The following is a 13550-nucleotide window of genomic DNA, read 5'->3' on the forward strand; positions in this document are numbered from 1 at the left end:
TCGGAGATAGAGTGGGGCTGGGAGGTGCAGCCGTTGAGATAGGAACTGGAGTGGCATTTGAAGACGGCGGCGGCGACTGGTTCGATTTTGGCGGCGAGATTTAACAAATTCGCTAAAATTGCCCTACAGGGTAGACAGGTGCGCTCTTACAGATGTATCTCACACTCTCATTGAGAACTGCTACATCTGAATAAATCGCGGACAAAACTCGCGCCCAAATTTTGAAGAGATTTCCGGCTCCTTCTCGATCTAATCTGTTCTTGAATAACTTATACCCGACTCACTGTTATGTCTTCTCCCAAGGGCAAAGCATCCAGTTCTAAAACACCCGCTCAAAATCGCGTTATTTACTCGGAATTCGGAAACACCGATAATTCAGATGCCTTAGAACGACCCGTGCCAGAACTACCGCCCAATCAGCAAAACCTCAAGGTTCAGGCATCTCGGAAAGGAAGAAAGGGCAAAACTGTAACTGTAATTAGTGGCTTTCAGGTAAAACTAGAAACACTGGAAGCCCTGGCGAAACAGTTGAAAGCTCAGTGCGGCACGGGGGGCACAGTGAAGGAAAATGCGATTGAAATTCAGGGCGATCATACTCAGAAACTCGTCCAAGTTCTCGCAACTTTGGGCTACAAAGCGAAAATCAGTGGCGGCTGACTTTAGTTGGAAACGGGATGAAATGCTAGAAATCAAAGTACGGATCTAGGATTATCAATTGCTCTCTCGATGGGAGTGGAAAAACACCGATAATCGCCGGTTTAGTCAGCTTGAGTAAGGCACATTTCTCAGGAAGGTTGCGCTTCAGTAAGAGTCGAAGGCTTCAGCGGCAACGACACTGTAAAGCAAGTGTAATTGGCAGCACTTTCTAGATGAATCGTGCCTCCTAAATTGGCAACCAATTTCTGGACCAGCGCCAGTCCCAAGCCAGTCCCGCCTTGCTTCCAGGGATCGGAGTTGGGAATCCGGTAAAACTTTTCAAATACTCGTTCGCGCTCGCTGGCTGGAATTTCCACGCCAGTATTTATTACGCTCACTTCCATCTTATCTGCGACGCTACGTGCTTTTACTGCAATCCGTTCGGCTGATGGCGTGTACTTGCAGGCATTGTTGAGTAACTCGCTGAATATGCGTCCTAAACTGGTGCGATCGCAAATTAACGGAGGCAGTTCGGACTCAAGGTGAATTTCTAAGTGGCGATCGCGTTCTTGGGCTGGCTTTTGAAAAGTTTCTACAATTGTGGGAAGCCAATCTTGTAGCTGAATGCTTGTCAGTACCAAAGGCTGAATCTCTGCATTGATTCGCTGCCACTCTAGTAAATCGTTGATCAAGTTGGTTTCTCGCTCGCATTCGTTATGCAAAATATGGAAGTAGCGAGCCACTTTGTTTCTTTCTGCAGGCGGCTTCGAGAGTTCTGCAAACAGTCCGTGGTCTTTATTCAAGGCAATCCCCAACATCTGAATCGCCATTTTCATGTTGGCAACTGGCGATCGCAATTCATGGGGAACGGTACTGAGAAAGTCATCTTTGAGGCGATTCAGCTTTTCCAGTTCTGCGACTTGCGTTTGTGCTGCTTGATAGAGTCGGGCTTGTCGAATTGCGATCGCGCATTGAGACGCCACTTGCTGCACAAGCTGGATTTCCAGCTCGTTGAAAGCTTCTTCCTGCCGCTTAAATAACCATAGATCCCCGAACACTGCTTGGCTATCAAAAATCGGACAAGCTAGGATAGCCACCGATCCTCGAATCTCAGGGATTAGGTAACAAAACTGGAAATACTGACCTTTCAGTAATTGAGCATCGTCTTGAAAAAGGTCAGAAATTGTGACGACTTTTCCTAGTGCCGATGGCAATCCTTGGGTGTATTCGTGAGCAATTGTCGCCGTGGTTTGATTGGCATCGTATAAAGCTGTATCGCAGCCTTCAATCCCCAACACTAACGTTAATTCTTCGACAGCCGTTTGCAAAATATGGTTTTCGTCGAGGCTATCGCGAACTTTGTCAGTAATGCGTTTAAGCATTGCTTCAAAGTCAAGTATCTGTTGCAAGTGGATTGTGCGATCGCGATTGAGCTGGTCGTGGGGTTGCTCGTGCAGCGTTTTTTGCAACCTCGTATCCCTTACCCCGCTATCATTTTGGGCAATTTTTCCCTCAACCTGATTTTCTATATCTCTCTCGGCGCACTCCCAATTTGTCCCCGAAAAATCTACTACCCGCTCGGCTTGACACGGAAGCATTTGTTGCAGCAGCCAGCGCAAACCTACGACTTGCAGATGTTGCGGCTCTTGCACTGGCTCGACAGTGACGATAGCCTTAAATGTCCTACCCTGCCTTGTTTGCAGGCAGATTTCCCAGTTATTGACAACAAATCCCTGTTGTAGGGCGCTGAGCTGAGTCTGAAAGTCGTCGCGAGCATCCGTGACCACGAACTCCACCAGCGCCTTACCGACTAAGCTTTCTTGAACGCTTTCGAGCCACTCACCGCTAGTCCGGTTGGCTGATAAAATTACGGCTTCTGGATTTGTCACCAAAAAGCCAATCCCCTTTCCCTGGGAAACCACCTCTGAGTTGCTATAAGCAGGCTCGATTGCTTGTAAAGCTTTTTGGTGAGTGGAAAGGAAAATAAACTCACCTTCGGTTGGGGAACGCTGCTGTTCTTTGAGTCCTGCGTGATTTTTGTTAGCGAATTCTTGCTGAATTTGTTGGCGCAGTTGCTCAATGACGGCCTGCATTTCTTGCAGCTGGGTCGATAGTTTTTTCAGAGCATCCACGAGCGGCTCCTGGTGAGACATCGGTAACTTTCCAGCACATTGCCACAGATGCTCAAGCCGCTGTAGGGAATCTTCAATCTGCTGGTCTAGATCATTTACCATTGCACCCTTTAGCCGTCTAGACAACGCTTCTGTATCAGCAGTAATACCCATATCAGCAATGCTCAGATTTTGCCGGATTTGTTGCAATAATAGCTCTGCTTATTTGTGCCTTTATTTTCTTAATAGAATAACTTCATATTCTGTGGGGCAGCATCGCATCTTAGACTGATTTTCCCCAAAAAAGTTCCTGCCTTGTTGATAAATATGCAGTGCAGCTTGATGTTCTGAGGATTTCCGCGATAGTTTCACACAAACCATTGCTTCTCGGCGATCGCCCGCAATTCCCGTTCCCAAAATTCCTCTCTACTGACGACTGACTTAATATTTTTAAACATTAAAGATTTTTAGCATTTTAGTAGCAAAGATAACAGTAAAGTTGTTTTATCTACTCACCGATAGATTGACAGTTCTATCGGAATAGAGAGAAGAATTCCCCAAATCAATGAGATCCTAGAAAATATTCCCATTAATTCTCAAAAGGTGTTTTTATGGATTTCTTCCGTATCCTGATCGCTATTTTTGTGCCACCGCTGGGCGTTTTCTTGCAAGTTGGCTTTGGAAGAGACTTTTGGATCAATCTCGTCTTGACTTTTCTAGGTTATTTTCCCGGAATCATTCATGCGGTGTGGATTATTATTTCGAGAAAATAGCGATCGCTCCTCCATTCCCCCACAACCTAACCATTCGGCTCCATCCAAAAGAAACAAGGAGCCATCTTCATGGCTCCTTAAATCAGCACGATTGATTTCTAAGGACAGTCGAGTCAATTACTCGGCTGCACTCAGCAAATTTCCAGCCGCAGTAGCGGGTAAAGTTGGTGCAACCAAACCGCGCGAGTAGAGAGGCGCTTTGGTTTGAGCGACTAGAGGGAGTACATTGTGAACCTGGGCAGCGATCGCTACAGTCTTCACATCGTAGGTTTGAGTTGCCACCTTGGGATAGAAACCAATTCCGATAATCGGAATAATTAAGCAAGCGGCAATAAACACCTCGCGCGGCTGGGCATCCAGCAAGACTAAATCTGTTACCAACTCTTGATGTTGCTTACCGTAGAACACCTGCCGCAGCATAGAGAGCAAATAAACTGGCGTCAGAATTAATCCCACCGCAGCCAGCAATACTACCACTACTTTGAAAGTGGAACTGTAAGCATCGCTCATGGTGAAGCCTAAAAAGACTGTCAATTCCCCGACAAATCCACTCATCCCTGGTAAGGCGAGAGAAGCCATTGAACCGGCGGTGAACAAAGCAAAGACTTTAGGCATTTGTTTCGCCATGCCCCCCATTTTTTCCATCATCAGGGTGTGGGTGCGTTCGTAGGTAACGCCTGAGAGGAAGAACAGCGCCGCTGCAATCAACCCGTGGGAAACCATTTGCAGAACTGCACCGTTTAGCCCTAAGTCAGTGAACGAGGCAATTCCAATCAGTACAAAGCCCATGTGGGCAATCGAAGAACAAGCTAGCCGTCGTTTGAGATTGCCTTGAGCAAAAGCGTTTAAAGAACCATAGACAATGTTGACGACACCCAATATCACGAGTACTGGGGCGAAATAAACATGGGCGCTAGGCAGCATTTCGATATTCATGCGGATTAGCGCATAGCCGCCCATTTTCAGCAACACCCCAGCCAAAATCATCGAGACGGGGGCGGAAGCTTCGCCGTGAGCATCAGGTAGCCAAGTGTGCAGCGGGAAAATTGGCAGTTTGACGCCGAAGGCAATCAAGAACCCAGCATAGGCCAGGAGTTCCAATGCTAAGGGGTAATGCTTGGCTGCCAGTTCCGCCATGTCAAAGGTGACGGTATCGCCATAGAAAGCCATTGCTAAACCGGCAACCAAAATGAACACCGAGCCTAAGGCAGTGTAAAGGATAAATTTGGTTGCAGCATACTGGCGCTTTGGCCCTCCCCAGATGGAGATCAGCAGGTACACCGGCACTAACTCCAGTTCCCACATCAGGAAGAACAAAAGCATATCCTGAGCAGCAAAAACGCCAATCTGAGCGCTGTACATTGCCAGCATTAAAAAGTAAAACAAACGTGGCTTATTTGTAACGTTCCAAGCCGCGAAGATAGCCAGGGTGGTGACTAAGCCGGTCAAAGCAATCAACGGCATAGACAGCCCATCCACCGCTACAGACCAATTTAGACCGAGTTGAGGCACCCAAGAATAGGTTTCAACTAACTGAAATGTTGGGTTTTTTAAGTCGTAGTGACGCCAAAAGGTATAAACAATCAGAGCAAAATCTACTAACGCTACGCCCAATGCGTACCAGCGGACGGTCTTGCCGTCTTTATCCGGTAGTACGGGGATGGCGAAGGAAGCGAGTAACGGCAGCAGAATAATCGTGGTGAGCCACGGAAATTGAGTACTGATCATCAGAACCTACCCAAGGTTGAGGCGATATTGCGGCATTTAGGTGGCGTATTGCAGGCACTCAACAGAGCAACCTGTACTTCGCCAAAGTTTCCTGTATAGACTCAATCAGAAGTGATGTCTTAGGAATTTATACTTACCCTACGAATATAGCTCTAGTTGTTTAAATGTTGCAATATGTTAATTTAAAAATTTTTATGTTAAGCATCTAGGCAAAAAAAAGACGGCTGCGATCGCCATCTCCGAGTAAATATTTGATAAGAACGCCATAACTAATGCGCTCAAGAGCGCCCAAAGACCCTTGCTCAGTTAATGCAACGCCAATACAGGCTTCCCGAATAGAGTGACGCGATGACCGCGAGAAACCAATTCTTAGCCTAAAGTCGTTATCGGGTTGAGATGACCGGAGGCGGTAGGACAGATGATGCCAAAGTGAGTCATCGGAAAGCCCCTATAAACAGAGACGTTTGACGAAAACAGTTGGCTTAGTGTAGCTTTTTGCGCTTACAAATTACTGGTGAGTAACCATTTGTTGCAGCACCTGTCGTATTACATCTGACGGCACTTGGTCGGTTACAGTTACTGCCCCAATCTGGGTGGGAAGGACAAACCGCACCTTTCCATCTTTCACTTTCTTATCGGTTTGCAGCGTCTCAATAATTGCTTCGATGTCTAGCCCTGCTGGTAGCTGGGTGGGTAATCCGGCTTTTTGAATTAGGGCATCTTGACGTTGGGCGTCTGCCTTGTCCCACATCTGAAGGTTAACCGCAATCTGACCCGCCGCGACCATCCCAATCCCTACTGCTTCCCCGTGGTTCACGACACGGTAGCCGGTTAAGCTTTCTACAGCATGACCGATAGTGTGACCGTAGTTGAGAATGGCGCGGAGTCCAGCTTCTTTTTCATCTTTGCTGACGACATCGGCTTTGGCTTGGCAGGATCGTGCCAGGATTTCTTGTAATAAACCAGCGTCTAGAGAGGGGAGTGAGTCAAGATATGGCGATCGCTCCATCTGCTCAAATAAATCAGCATCCCAGATAATCCCATACTTAATCACCTCTGCCATCCCCGCCCGAAACTCTTGCACTGGCAAAGTTTTCAGCACCTCTGGGTCAATTAAAACCAGCCGCGGCTGATGGAAGGCACCAATTAAATTTTTTCCTTGGGGATGATTAACGCCGGTTTTGCCGCCAATGGCAGCATCAACCATTGACAAGAGTGTTGTCGGAACTTGTACGAAGTTAATCCCCCGCAGCCAGGTAGCCGCAGCAAAGCCAGTCATATCACCAATTACGCCACCGCCTACCGCAACAAGCGTTGAAGAGCGTTCTAGGCGATTTTCCAAGGTGGCGTCGTAGATTTTTTGGACAGAGTCGAGGGTTTTGTAGCGTTCGCCAGCGGGAAGGGTTAGTTCGGTAACGTCAAAACCAGCTTCTTTAAGGGATGCGATCGCTTCTTGACCATAGTGCCGAAAAATTTCTGGGTTAGAAACAACCAACACTTTCTTCCCCAAGTTCAAACTGGTCATCTTAGCGCCTAGTTGCTCTAGACCAGAAGATGCGATCGCAATTTCGTAAGCCTGCTGCGGTAAATTAACCCGAATCACCGATTCCATAAACCAAACCCCATCAACCAACAAGCGCCCGTGGGCTGTATTCTACTCCACTTGATGTTTCAATGGTGGATATTGCGTTCTATCGGAAAAATGGAAATCTCTGGAGCGATCGCTTACTTCTTACTTTTGGGTGGTGCTTTTGCTGTTGCTGTGGGGCTGTATTTCGGTCTCCGCGCCATCAAGCTGATCTAATCACCAGCCTGCTGGCGAAGGATGAACGATGAAGGAATTGTTCGTTCTGTACTTCTTTCCTACTTTATCCTTGCTAAAGGCAGGTTACAGTAAGGAGACAAGAAGACGAATCAACGAATCCTTTCATCTCTCATCCTTCTGTTAGACTTAACACCTTGACTGTAGATTGCTTTGGGTTACTCTCACAGGGCTTGCTAGTCACTCGACGCGCCATTTGGATTGTTTTTGGCAAAACTCCCACCAATTGAGCTAGAATCTCATCCGGCATTTGGGCAGTCGCTTCAAGACCAAAGTATTTTTCAAATACAACTAAAATGACACGGGCACGCTGCAACGGCACGCAATACTCCATTGCTTTTTGAGTAAAGCGAATCCATTGTTGCCGAATTTCATAAGCTTTTTGTCGCTCGACGCGAGACTCAGGGCAAACCACTGACGGGTTGCCAATGGGAATCACCCGGCTACAATTAATATCAAACAGACTGCCAATCCCTGCACCAGGACCCGCCAATTCTGCATGGTGGCGATGACAGATAATTAAGGCACTGCTGCGACAACCATTGACCCGGAGGAGCTGTCCGCTGTGCAACTGGCTTAAGATTTCTGTGGGTTGATTAATCGGTTTGGTGATGAGGGCTTTGTCGGGCATCGTAAGTCACAGAATCCTCTAAATTGAGTATCTTGCATTTACTTATACCCCTCGGTGATCGAATCTGTTTAGGGGGTGTGATACCCATTTGACTCATTAGTGATTCTTATCACTATAAATCCTGTGACTCACAAGAGATGAAGATGTTTACCCATCCAGGATTGGACTTGTAGCACAATGCTTGAGGACGTTTCCCTAGGCTAGCGTTGTGCTTTCCAGCCAATCGTCTGACGGCATCTTCAACTTTTCAAAGGAGTTAGAGTCGCCAGAGGTAATATCGCTGTTTTAGCTTTGTCGTTGAGTAGCAGTTTGCCAGCTGCATCGACACTAAAATCTTTTCCTGGCATAAATCCTTTGCAAATCAAACGTTTGCCGACAGCTACTGAAGTAATGGTGCGAATTTCTTGCATTACATCGGCAGGAATGAGATTCTCTATCGTCCACAACACTGAATCGCTGTCAAACCAGATTAAACGTTCGATACTCACCAGCATCATGCCACCGAGCTCTTCGAGGGTCATCTGACTTCTCAAATTCGCTATCAGGTCTTTCCCAATCTGGCTATTGCGGGTCATCATCGCCCTAGCCATCTTGGCAATTTCTTGTTCTAACTCTAAGTAGTTCATTCCTGACATTTAGGTTTCCTTCCTAACTGTGTTTGCGGTTCTGCCAAGTATACCTAAAGAAAGAGTAAAATATACCCCTAGGAGGATGAAGAAATAAATTATTTTAGAAAGTATAAGCAGAACCTTGTCAGTAGCGCCAGACAGTAGAATGACTGCGCGATCGCTGTTATGGCGATCGCAAGAGTATATAGATGCTTTACGAGGAGAGCTTGATAAAAATTGGATAAAAAGTAGAAATTTGAGACATTTCTGAGGGATGTGAGTGCTGAGCGCATACCGGGAATCGTAACCAGAAAAAAAAACCCCTTAACAGGGGTCATTTAGTCTCTACTGAAGAATATTTATCGAGATTTAATCCAAAAGCGTGAGGGGATAGGTTTAACCTCGGTTTTTAATTAACATCACTTGCACAATCTGCACCGCCGTTTCCGTGGAAATCTCTAAAGCTTGATGCAAATCGTTTAAAAAATTCTGTTCTTCTTAGGTAACGATGCCATCGGCTAAGACGAGATTGGTTGCCACTGCAAAAGCCGTTTCCTGTAAATCCTGAGGAAGAGATTCACGAGCCGCTTTAACCAACCCGCTAGGGCCTTGTCGTTTAAGAATACCGAGAAGTTTATCAAACATCCGTCTCATCACATCGTCTGGATAACTTCTGAAGAGTTTCATTCGAGACAGTGTAGAAGAAATGCCTCGTGCTTCTTCGTCGGAAAGGTATCCGTCAGAGGCACAAGCAGCTAAGGTAATAGCAGCAAATGCTTCCGTTGGACTAAGCGTTTCTTGAACTTTGTTCTGAGTACTGAATACTTTGTCAAACAAGCCCATCGCAGTCTACTCCTTAGCGGCATAGTAGGGATTTACTTGTCCTACACGATTGATGCTGATGATTCCAGAAGCCTGTCAACTTCAATCCGCAGCTTGGTTGAGTATGACGCGAGTCCTAGATGGGTATTTTTAACAGTCAAACTATTTGAGCGAGAACTTTTAGCGATCGCTGTTCAACGAGAACCGAGTTGCCGTGAGGGGGTGTTGTCGCTAGCTTTTTCAATCTTGTCGATCGCGATTAAACCCAGGTAAGAAGCCGCAAGGAGGAAGATAACGGAAGCTAAATAGGCGTTTTCAAGCATCCGTAGCGCGGTTTCAAAAGTAATGTAGGTCGTCATGGTTTGGCCTTCTCAGCTCTGGGCTGTTGTTGTTCTTCCCTTATTACTCCACACACTGGCTACTCATTTCCTCAGAAGAATCACTAGATTTAGCCTAAGAGCCACTAATGTCCCGGTAATTACACGGGTTTGACTCAACAGGCTGGTAAGTCTCGTGAAACTATAAATACTAACCTCAAGAGCAATAATACTGAGGCAATCGACGAATTGAGTCATTTAGCGAAGCTTCAGTTTTTTAGTTTTTGATTTTTTATACTTAAATATTTTTTGTGATGAGGTGCGCGATAGCGTACAGCCCCTTGGGCATGAAAACAGCGAAGCGAGGCGTTAGCCTCGCGCTGACTTGTCAGTTCGCCCACTTCAACGATTCCTGCGTTTTTGGGTTTGCTCTTGATACCGAGATTTGGTTCCAAGTTCCCTCTAAACTTGCAAGAAAAAACTTTTCCTAAGAAAGCGATCGCGTCCAAGTTTCTCGTAAACTTTAGTTTTTCTCAGCTTCCCGATCGTCTTAATTTTTTTAAGAAAATCAACATTTTCCCAATTAAGGGAAGATGTTGAGGCTTTTATCTTTGGGAATTAATTGCTTATTGTATACTAGTTCGCCGTTTCTAGTTACAGTAATTGCTAGTTAAATAATGTTTTTAAAATTCATTTATAAGCAGTTGATTTAGGAATTCATTCTTAGCCATAAATATTGGATCTCTTTTACCTTTAATATTATTATTTAATTTTGCTGTTTGTGCTTGCTATAGGCTTGAACAAAGGATTAATGGAGAGAATCAGATAAATGATCCTTTCAATTTATTAGACTGTCGGCAACTTGTAAAATTGGCAAGTTTTGGTTCCACATTACAGCTTATCAAAAAAAATTTAGTTTGTTTTAAAAAAACAAAAAAATTACAGAGTAATGTATTCAAAAGCACTTAATGACTTAATATCTGGGTATTTCTTTGGAACAGCTACTCCTTCCCTTTGATAGAAGCAAAGGTTTAAACCAGTAATTAGATTAGTAAAAGAATCACCGCAAAAGGATGGAAATCATGTTTGCCATAGGGGATGATGTTCTTAGCCAGAAAACTGGGCATTTTGGCAAAGTGGTTGGTTACGGACATGAAATGGTTAATGGGGTTTATTTACCAACCATCAAAGTGCTTATAGCTGAAAGTTTAAAGTCTGGGAAAAAGGCTTTTGTAGAGGAGGACTTGCATTCAGCATGGATTCAACAGCAGACCGCTACTACTCTCTCTGCCAAATAAGTTTTTGGTAATACATTAAAGAAGCACGACAAGTGAAAACAAAGCCGGAGAAGCAACTCTCCGGCTTTGTTTGTATCTAAACACTTTAAATTATTAGATTGCACCCGATACCACCCAATGGATATCGTTTTAAGAATCACCATGCCCTTATCAAGCGCTCAGTCGGTTCTAGAACAAAGATAAAGTTCCTCAAGGGCTGGTAGTATCGTATTTACTTATCGCTGGTGAAGATTATCCTGGCGGGTTTTCCGGTTAGTCTGAGGCGTCGAGTAGAATCGAGGGAGCTTGTGTTTTCATCTAATTCTAGTCTGTGACCAGTGCTGCCCACTGTATTAATCCCGATTGTTCGCGTCCCTATCCCCAGCCTTGGGGAAACAAATTTTGCAACTGTTGTGGGGCACTGCTACATCTGAACAATCGCTATATTCCTCTCCAGACTCTAGGATCTGGGGGATTCGCTGCTATTTATACAGTCTGGGATTTGCAGTTGGCAAAAGACCGGGTGCTGAAGGTATTACTGGAATCTTCATCAAAGGCGCAGGAACTGTTTGAGCAAGAAGCATCTGTTTTAGCAAGTCTGCATCATCCGGGTGTCCCTAGCGTCGAGCCAGATAGCTATTTTGTAGTGAATTTGGGTCATCCCTCTTACCGGCGTCTGCCTTGTCTGGTAATGGAAAAAATCAACGGTCAGACATTGCAGGATATCCTGGAGCGCCACTATCCCCAAGGGTGTCCGGAGCCGCTGGTGGCGAATTGGCTGAAGCAAGCGCTTGATATTTTACAAGAGTTGCATCGGCGGCAGATTATTCACCGAGATATTAAACCCTCCAACTTGATGCTTCGCCAGGAAACCGGGCAACTGGTGGCAATTGATTTTGGCGGGGCGAAACAGATAGGCACTGTCCAAGTGGGACAAGAGGCAAGTTCAACGCGTTTGATTTCTCCCGGATACAGTCCGCCGGAGCAGATTTTTGGAGGTGCGGTGGGACCGGCGGCAGATTTCTATGCGCTGGGTCAAACGATGATTCACTTGCTCACAGGTCGATATCCCCCAGAGTTGGAAGACCCGGCGACAGGAGAGTTACGTTGGCGTCATTGCGCCCCGGTGAGTCCCGCCTTCGCCGATTTGCTGGATGATATGGTGCAGGCTGATGTGCGCCAGCGACCGGGGACGGCTGTGGAAATTCAGCAGCGTCTGGCTGGGGATTCTTCCATGAAGACGAAAACCAGTCAGGTTCCGCAGTCTTTCTCGGATGCGATCGCGACCCTCGCTAGCAGAAGTTTGAAGCTGTTGTGGGTCGCGATCGCCTCTATTGTGACGCTAGCGGGTCAAACGGCTCTTTTCGTGGTTCGAGCGATCGCTAAAGTTGTGACAGCTTGCCTGGATACGCTTTGGGAGATGCTTGTTGGCGGAATTGCGGGGGGGGTGTTTGCTGTTACTGGTTTTTCTTTGGCTTATGTGTTCCCTTTAGGGACTCATTTCGCTGCTTTGCTGGCGCAGCTACCACCTGTTTTCCCCTATATTCCACCCCCAGTCGGACAAGCCATTCTGCTATTTGCATTCGCTGGATGGGGAACGGCTTGGGGTCTTACTGAAGCTGGTGGCTTTGGTCAACGCAAGCGCCGTTTAGTGGCTGGACTCATGGGTGTCTTTGGCTATGGGTTAGGGTGGCTGGTTTGCCATCTGATGCCTGCTGGAACGGTGCTGCAAATGGTCACGTTGATTGCAGTTGCTGTTGGCCCGTTAACGCTCGGTCTTGGTTTGCCCAGCCATCAACTGGTTCACGCCATTGTCGCCGCAGCTGGCACAGCCGGAATCTTTGGGGGTTTAGGGTTCTTTACTCTTAGTTCGTTCGATCTCCTTCCTAGCCTTGGTTTTTTCAGTCTCCTGGGTGTCACGATTGCCTTCTGGCTGGGCGTGAGTTACTACTTGGTTGTGCCTTTTCTGCGTTGGTTAGGTTGGCGTTAATGACGTGTCGCCTGAGCCGCGATCGCTTAATCCCCGGAATTTGCGATCGCGCCTTGGAAGCTCTACTTGAGCAGACAGATTTAATTAGCAGCTCATGATAAAAAAAATTTTCTTATTGGCAATGGTTCTGATGTTGGGTGCTTGTAACTCTACAACAAATTCTAACCAGTCCACATCAACAACATCGACAACTTCCCCAACTCCCTCAACAGTGGCTGAGTTACCCAATTTGCAGTGTCAAGGCGAAGTCCCGCAACCTGTGAAAGCAACCCTTGGCGAACACCGCCTCGCTAAGGAATCCGATTTTGTACCGTCGATTCGCAACTTTAAGTCTAGTGAAACTCCGAACCAGAAGTTTACTTGCAGCATCTTCTCGGCTGATTTTAATCAAGATGGCTTGAAAGACTATGCAATGTTATTAGTAGCTGAAGAAACGGCTGATTTCCGATTTCAAATCGCCCTGAATCAAGGCAATGAAAAGTTTAAGCGATCGCTCGTGAAAGATTACCGGCGCACCACGAAGCCAGAAGAAGGGGTAATTTACACTTCAATGGACTTCAAACCCGCAGGAGAAAAAGGTTTAGCTAACCGCAAGTATAGTCCTTTGAAAGCGGAATCGCCAGAAGAAAAAACCTATGTTAATACACCAGCGATTGAATTGTGGAAAGTTAGTAAGACCGATGAACCACCCAAACAACTAGATGTAGATTCTCTTGCTTACTGTTCTGAGGCTTTATACTTCTTAGATGGTAAACAAAAAACTTTTGCAGTCTGCGATTAAGTTTTTATTTAAGGGACAAGTCTACTTGCATTAAATAAATTTAGAGAAATTCCA

The 13550-nt window shown here is 46.1% G+C and carries 13 protein-coding genes and 1 pseudogene; 6 read left to right on the forward strand and 8 right to left on the reverse strand.

Features of this window, described 5'->3' with window-relative positions:
• The first annotated feature begins 288 nt into the window (after positions 1 to 288).
• Positions 289 to 657 carry a translation initiation factor gene (locus NDA03_RS03565; protein WP_190411251.1) on the forward strand — a complete coding sequence of 123 codons (369 nt, stop codon included), beginning with the start codon at positions 289 to 291 and terminating at the stop codon, positions 655 to 657.
• 128 nt (positions 658 to 785) lie between these two features.
• On the opposite strand, the gene NDA03_RS03570 is transcribed toward NDA03_RS03565, so the two are convergent.
• Positions 786 to 2921, reverse strand: coding sequence for an ATP-binding protein (locus NDA03_RS03570; RefSeq protein ID WP_348237319.1), 2136 nt, complete (start codon positions 2919 to 2921; stop codon positions 786 to 788).
• 437 nt (positions 2922 to 3358) lie between these two features.
• On the opposite strand from NDA03_RS03570, the gene NDA03_RS03575 reads away from it, so the two are divergent.
• Positions 3359 to 3520, forward strand: coding sequence for a YqaE/Pmp3 family membrane protein (locus NDA03_RS03575; RefSeq protein WP_190411249.1), 162 nt, complete (start codon positions 3359 to 3361; stop codon positions 3518 to 3520).
• Here NDA03_RS03575 and NDA03_RS03580 read toward each other — a convergent pair.
• The 3 genes from NDA03_RS03580 to aroB all read right to left on the reverse strand — a co-directional run bounded on the left by NDA03_RS03580 (position 3464) and on the right by aroB (position 6860).
• Positions 3464 to 3637: a hypothetical protein gene (locus NDA03_RS03580; RefSeq protein ID WP_190411361.1), complete on the reverse strand. Its 174-nt coding sequence runs from the start codon at positions 3635 to 3637 to the stop codon at positions 3464 to 3466. The genes NDA03_RS03575 and NDA03_RS03580 overlap by 57 nt on opposite strands.
• Positions 3638 to 5248, reverse strand: coding sequence for an NAD(P)H-quinone oxidoreductase subunit 4 (locus NDA03_RS03585; protein ID WP_190527228.1), 1611 nt, complete (start codon positions 5246 to 5248; stop codon positions 3638 to 3640).
• A 508-nt stretch (positions 5249 to 5756) separates the two neighbouring features.
• Positions 5757 to 6860: a 3-dehydroquinate synthase gene (aroB, locus tag NDA03_RS03590; protein ID WP_190686036.1), complete on the reverse strand. Its 1104-nt coding sequence runs from the start codon at positions 6858 to 6860 to the stop codon at positions 5757 to 5759.
• A 96-nt stretch (positions 6861 to 6956) separates the two neighbouring features.
• Here aroB and NDA03_RS03595 point away from each other — a divergent pair, with 96 nt between their 5' ends.
• Positions 6957 to 7052, forward strand: coding sequence for a cytochrome b6-f complex subunit PetL (locus tag NDA03_RS03595; protein ID WP_190411348.1), 96 nt, complete (start codon positions 6957 to 6959; stop codon positions 7050 to 7052).
• Between the two features lie 130 nt (positions 7053 to 7182).
• Here NDA03_RS03595 and NDA03_RS03600 read toward each other — a convergent pair whose 3' ends face one another.
• The 4 genes and pseudogenes from NDA03_RS03600 to NDA03_RS03615 all read right to left on the reverse strand — a co-directional run bounded on the left by NDA03_RS03600 (position 7183) and on the right by NDA03_RS03615 (position 9490).
• Positions 7183 to 7701, reverse strand: coding sequence for a hypothetical protein (locus NDA03_RS03600; protein ID WP_190411246.1), 519 nt, complete (start codon positions 7699 to 7701; stop codon positions 7183 to 7185).
• 239 nt (positions 7702 to 7940) lie between these two features.
• Positions 7941 to 8327, reverse strand: a complete 387-nt coding sequence (locus tag NDA03_RS03605; RefSeq protein WP_190411347.1) for a hypothetical protein — start codon at positions 8325 to 8327, stop codon at positions 7941 to 7943.
• 378 nt (positions 8328 to 8705) lie between these two features.
• Positions 8706 to 9152: pseudogene (locus NDA03_RS03610) on the reverse strand (tellurite resistance TerB family protein).
• A gap of 173 nt (positions 9153 to 9325) precedes the next feature.
• On the reverse strand, positions 9326 to 9490 hold the full coding sequence (locus tag NDA03_RS03615; RefSeq protein WP_190411245.1) for a hypothetical protein: 165 nt from the start codon (positions 9488 to 9490) through the stop codon (positions 9326 to 9328).
• Positions 9491 to 10521: 1031 nt separating this feature from the next.
• Between NDA03_RS03615 and NDA03_RS03620 the strand changes: the two genes are divergently transcribed.
• The 3 genes from NDA03_RS03620 (at position 10522) to NDA03_RS03630 (ending at position 13496) form a co-directional block, all read left to right on the forward strand.
• Positions 10522 to 10746 carry a hypothetical protein gene (locus NDA03_RS03620; protein WP_242028962.1) on the forward strand — a complete coding sequence of 75 codons (225 nt, stop codon included), beginning with the start codon at positions 10522 to 10524 and terminating at the stop codon, positions 10744 to 10746.
• Between the two features lie 310 nt (positions 10747 to 11056).
• Entirely contained in the window at positions 11057 to 12715 is a 1659-nt protein-coding gene (locus NDA03_RS03625) for a serine/threonine-protein kinase (RefSeq protein WP_348237320.1), read from the forward strand.
• Positions 12716 to 12809: 94 nt separating this feature from the next.
• Positions 12810 to 13496, forward strand: a complete 687-nt coding sequence (locus tag NDA03_RS03630; RefSeq protein WP_190532600.1) for a hypothetical protein — start codon at positions 12810 to 12812, stop codon at positions 13494 to 13496.
• Positions 13497 to 13550 lie beyond the last annotated feature (54 nt).

It is taken from the genome of Trichocoleus sp. Lan, assembly GCF_039961855.1.
GTDB lineage: Bacteria > Cyanobacteriota > Cyanobacteriia > Cyanobacteriales > FACHB-T130 > FACHB-T130.

What these genes read in the sequence shown, in the direction of transcription:
- NDA03_RS03565 (WP_190411251.1), top strand. Translation starts at nt 289, where the DNA reads ATGTCTTCTCCCAAGGGCAAAGCATCCAGTTCTAAAACACCCGCTCAA.
- NDA03_RS03570 (WP_348237319.1), bottom strand. Translation starts at nt 2,921, where the DNA reads ATGGGTATTACTGCTGATACAGAAGCGTTGTCTAGACGGCTAAAGGGT.
- NDA03_RS03575 (WP_190411249.1), top strand. Translation starts at nt 3,359, where the DNA reads ATGGATTTCTTCCGTATCCTGATCGCTATTTTTGTGCCACCGCTGGGC.
- NDA03_RS03585 (WP_190527228.1), bottom strand. Translation starts at nt 5,248, where the DNA reads ATGATCAGTACTCAATTTCCGTGGCTCACCACGATTATTCTGCTGCCG.
- aroB (WP_190686036.1), bottom strand. Translation starts at nt 6,860, where the DNA reads ATGGAATCGGTGATTCGGGTTAATTTACCGCAGCAGGCTTACGAAATT.
- NDA03_RS03600 (WP_190411246.1), bottom strand. Translation starts at nt 7,701, where the DNA reads ATGCCCGACAAAGCCCTCATCACCAAACCGATTAATCAACCCACAGAA.
- NDA03_RS03605 (WP_190411347.1), bottom strand. Translation starts at nt 8,327, where the DNA reads ATGAACTACTTAGAGTTAGAACAAGAAATTGCCAAGATGGCTAGGGCG.
- NDA03_RS03615 (WP_190411245.1), bottom strand. Translation starts at nt 9,490, where the DNA reads ATGACGACCTACATTACTTTTGAAACCGCGCTACGGATGCTTGAAAAC.
- NDA03_RS03620 (WP_242028962.1), top strand. Translation starts at nt 10,522, where the DNA reads ATGGAAATCATGTTTGCCATAGGGGATGATGTTCTTAGCCAGAAAACT.
- NDA03_RS03630 (WP_190532600.1), top strand. Translation starts at nt 12,810, where the DNA reads ATGATAAAAAAAATTTTCTTATTGGCAATGGTTCTGATGTTGGGTGCT.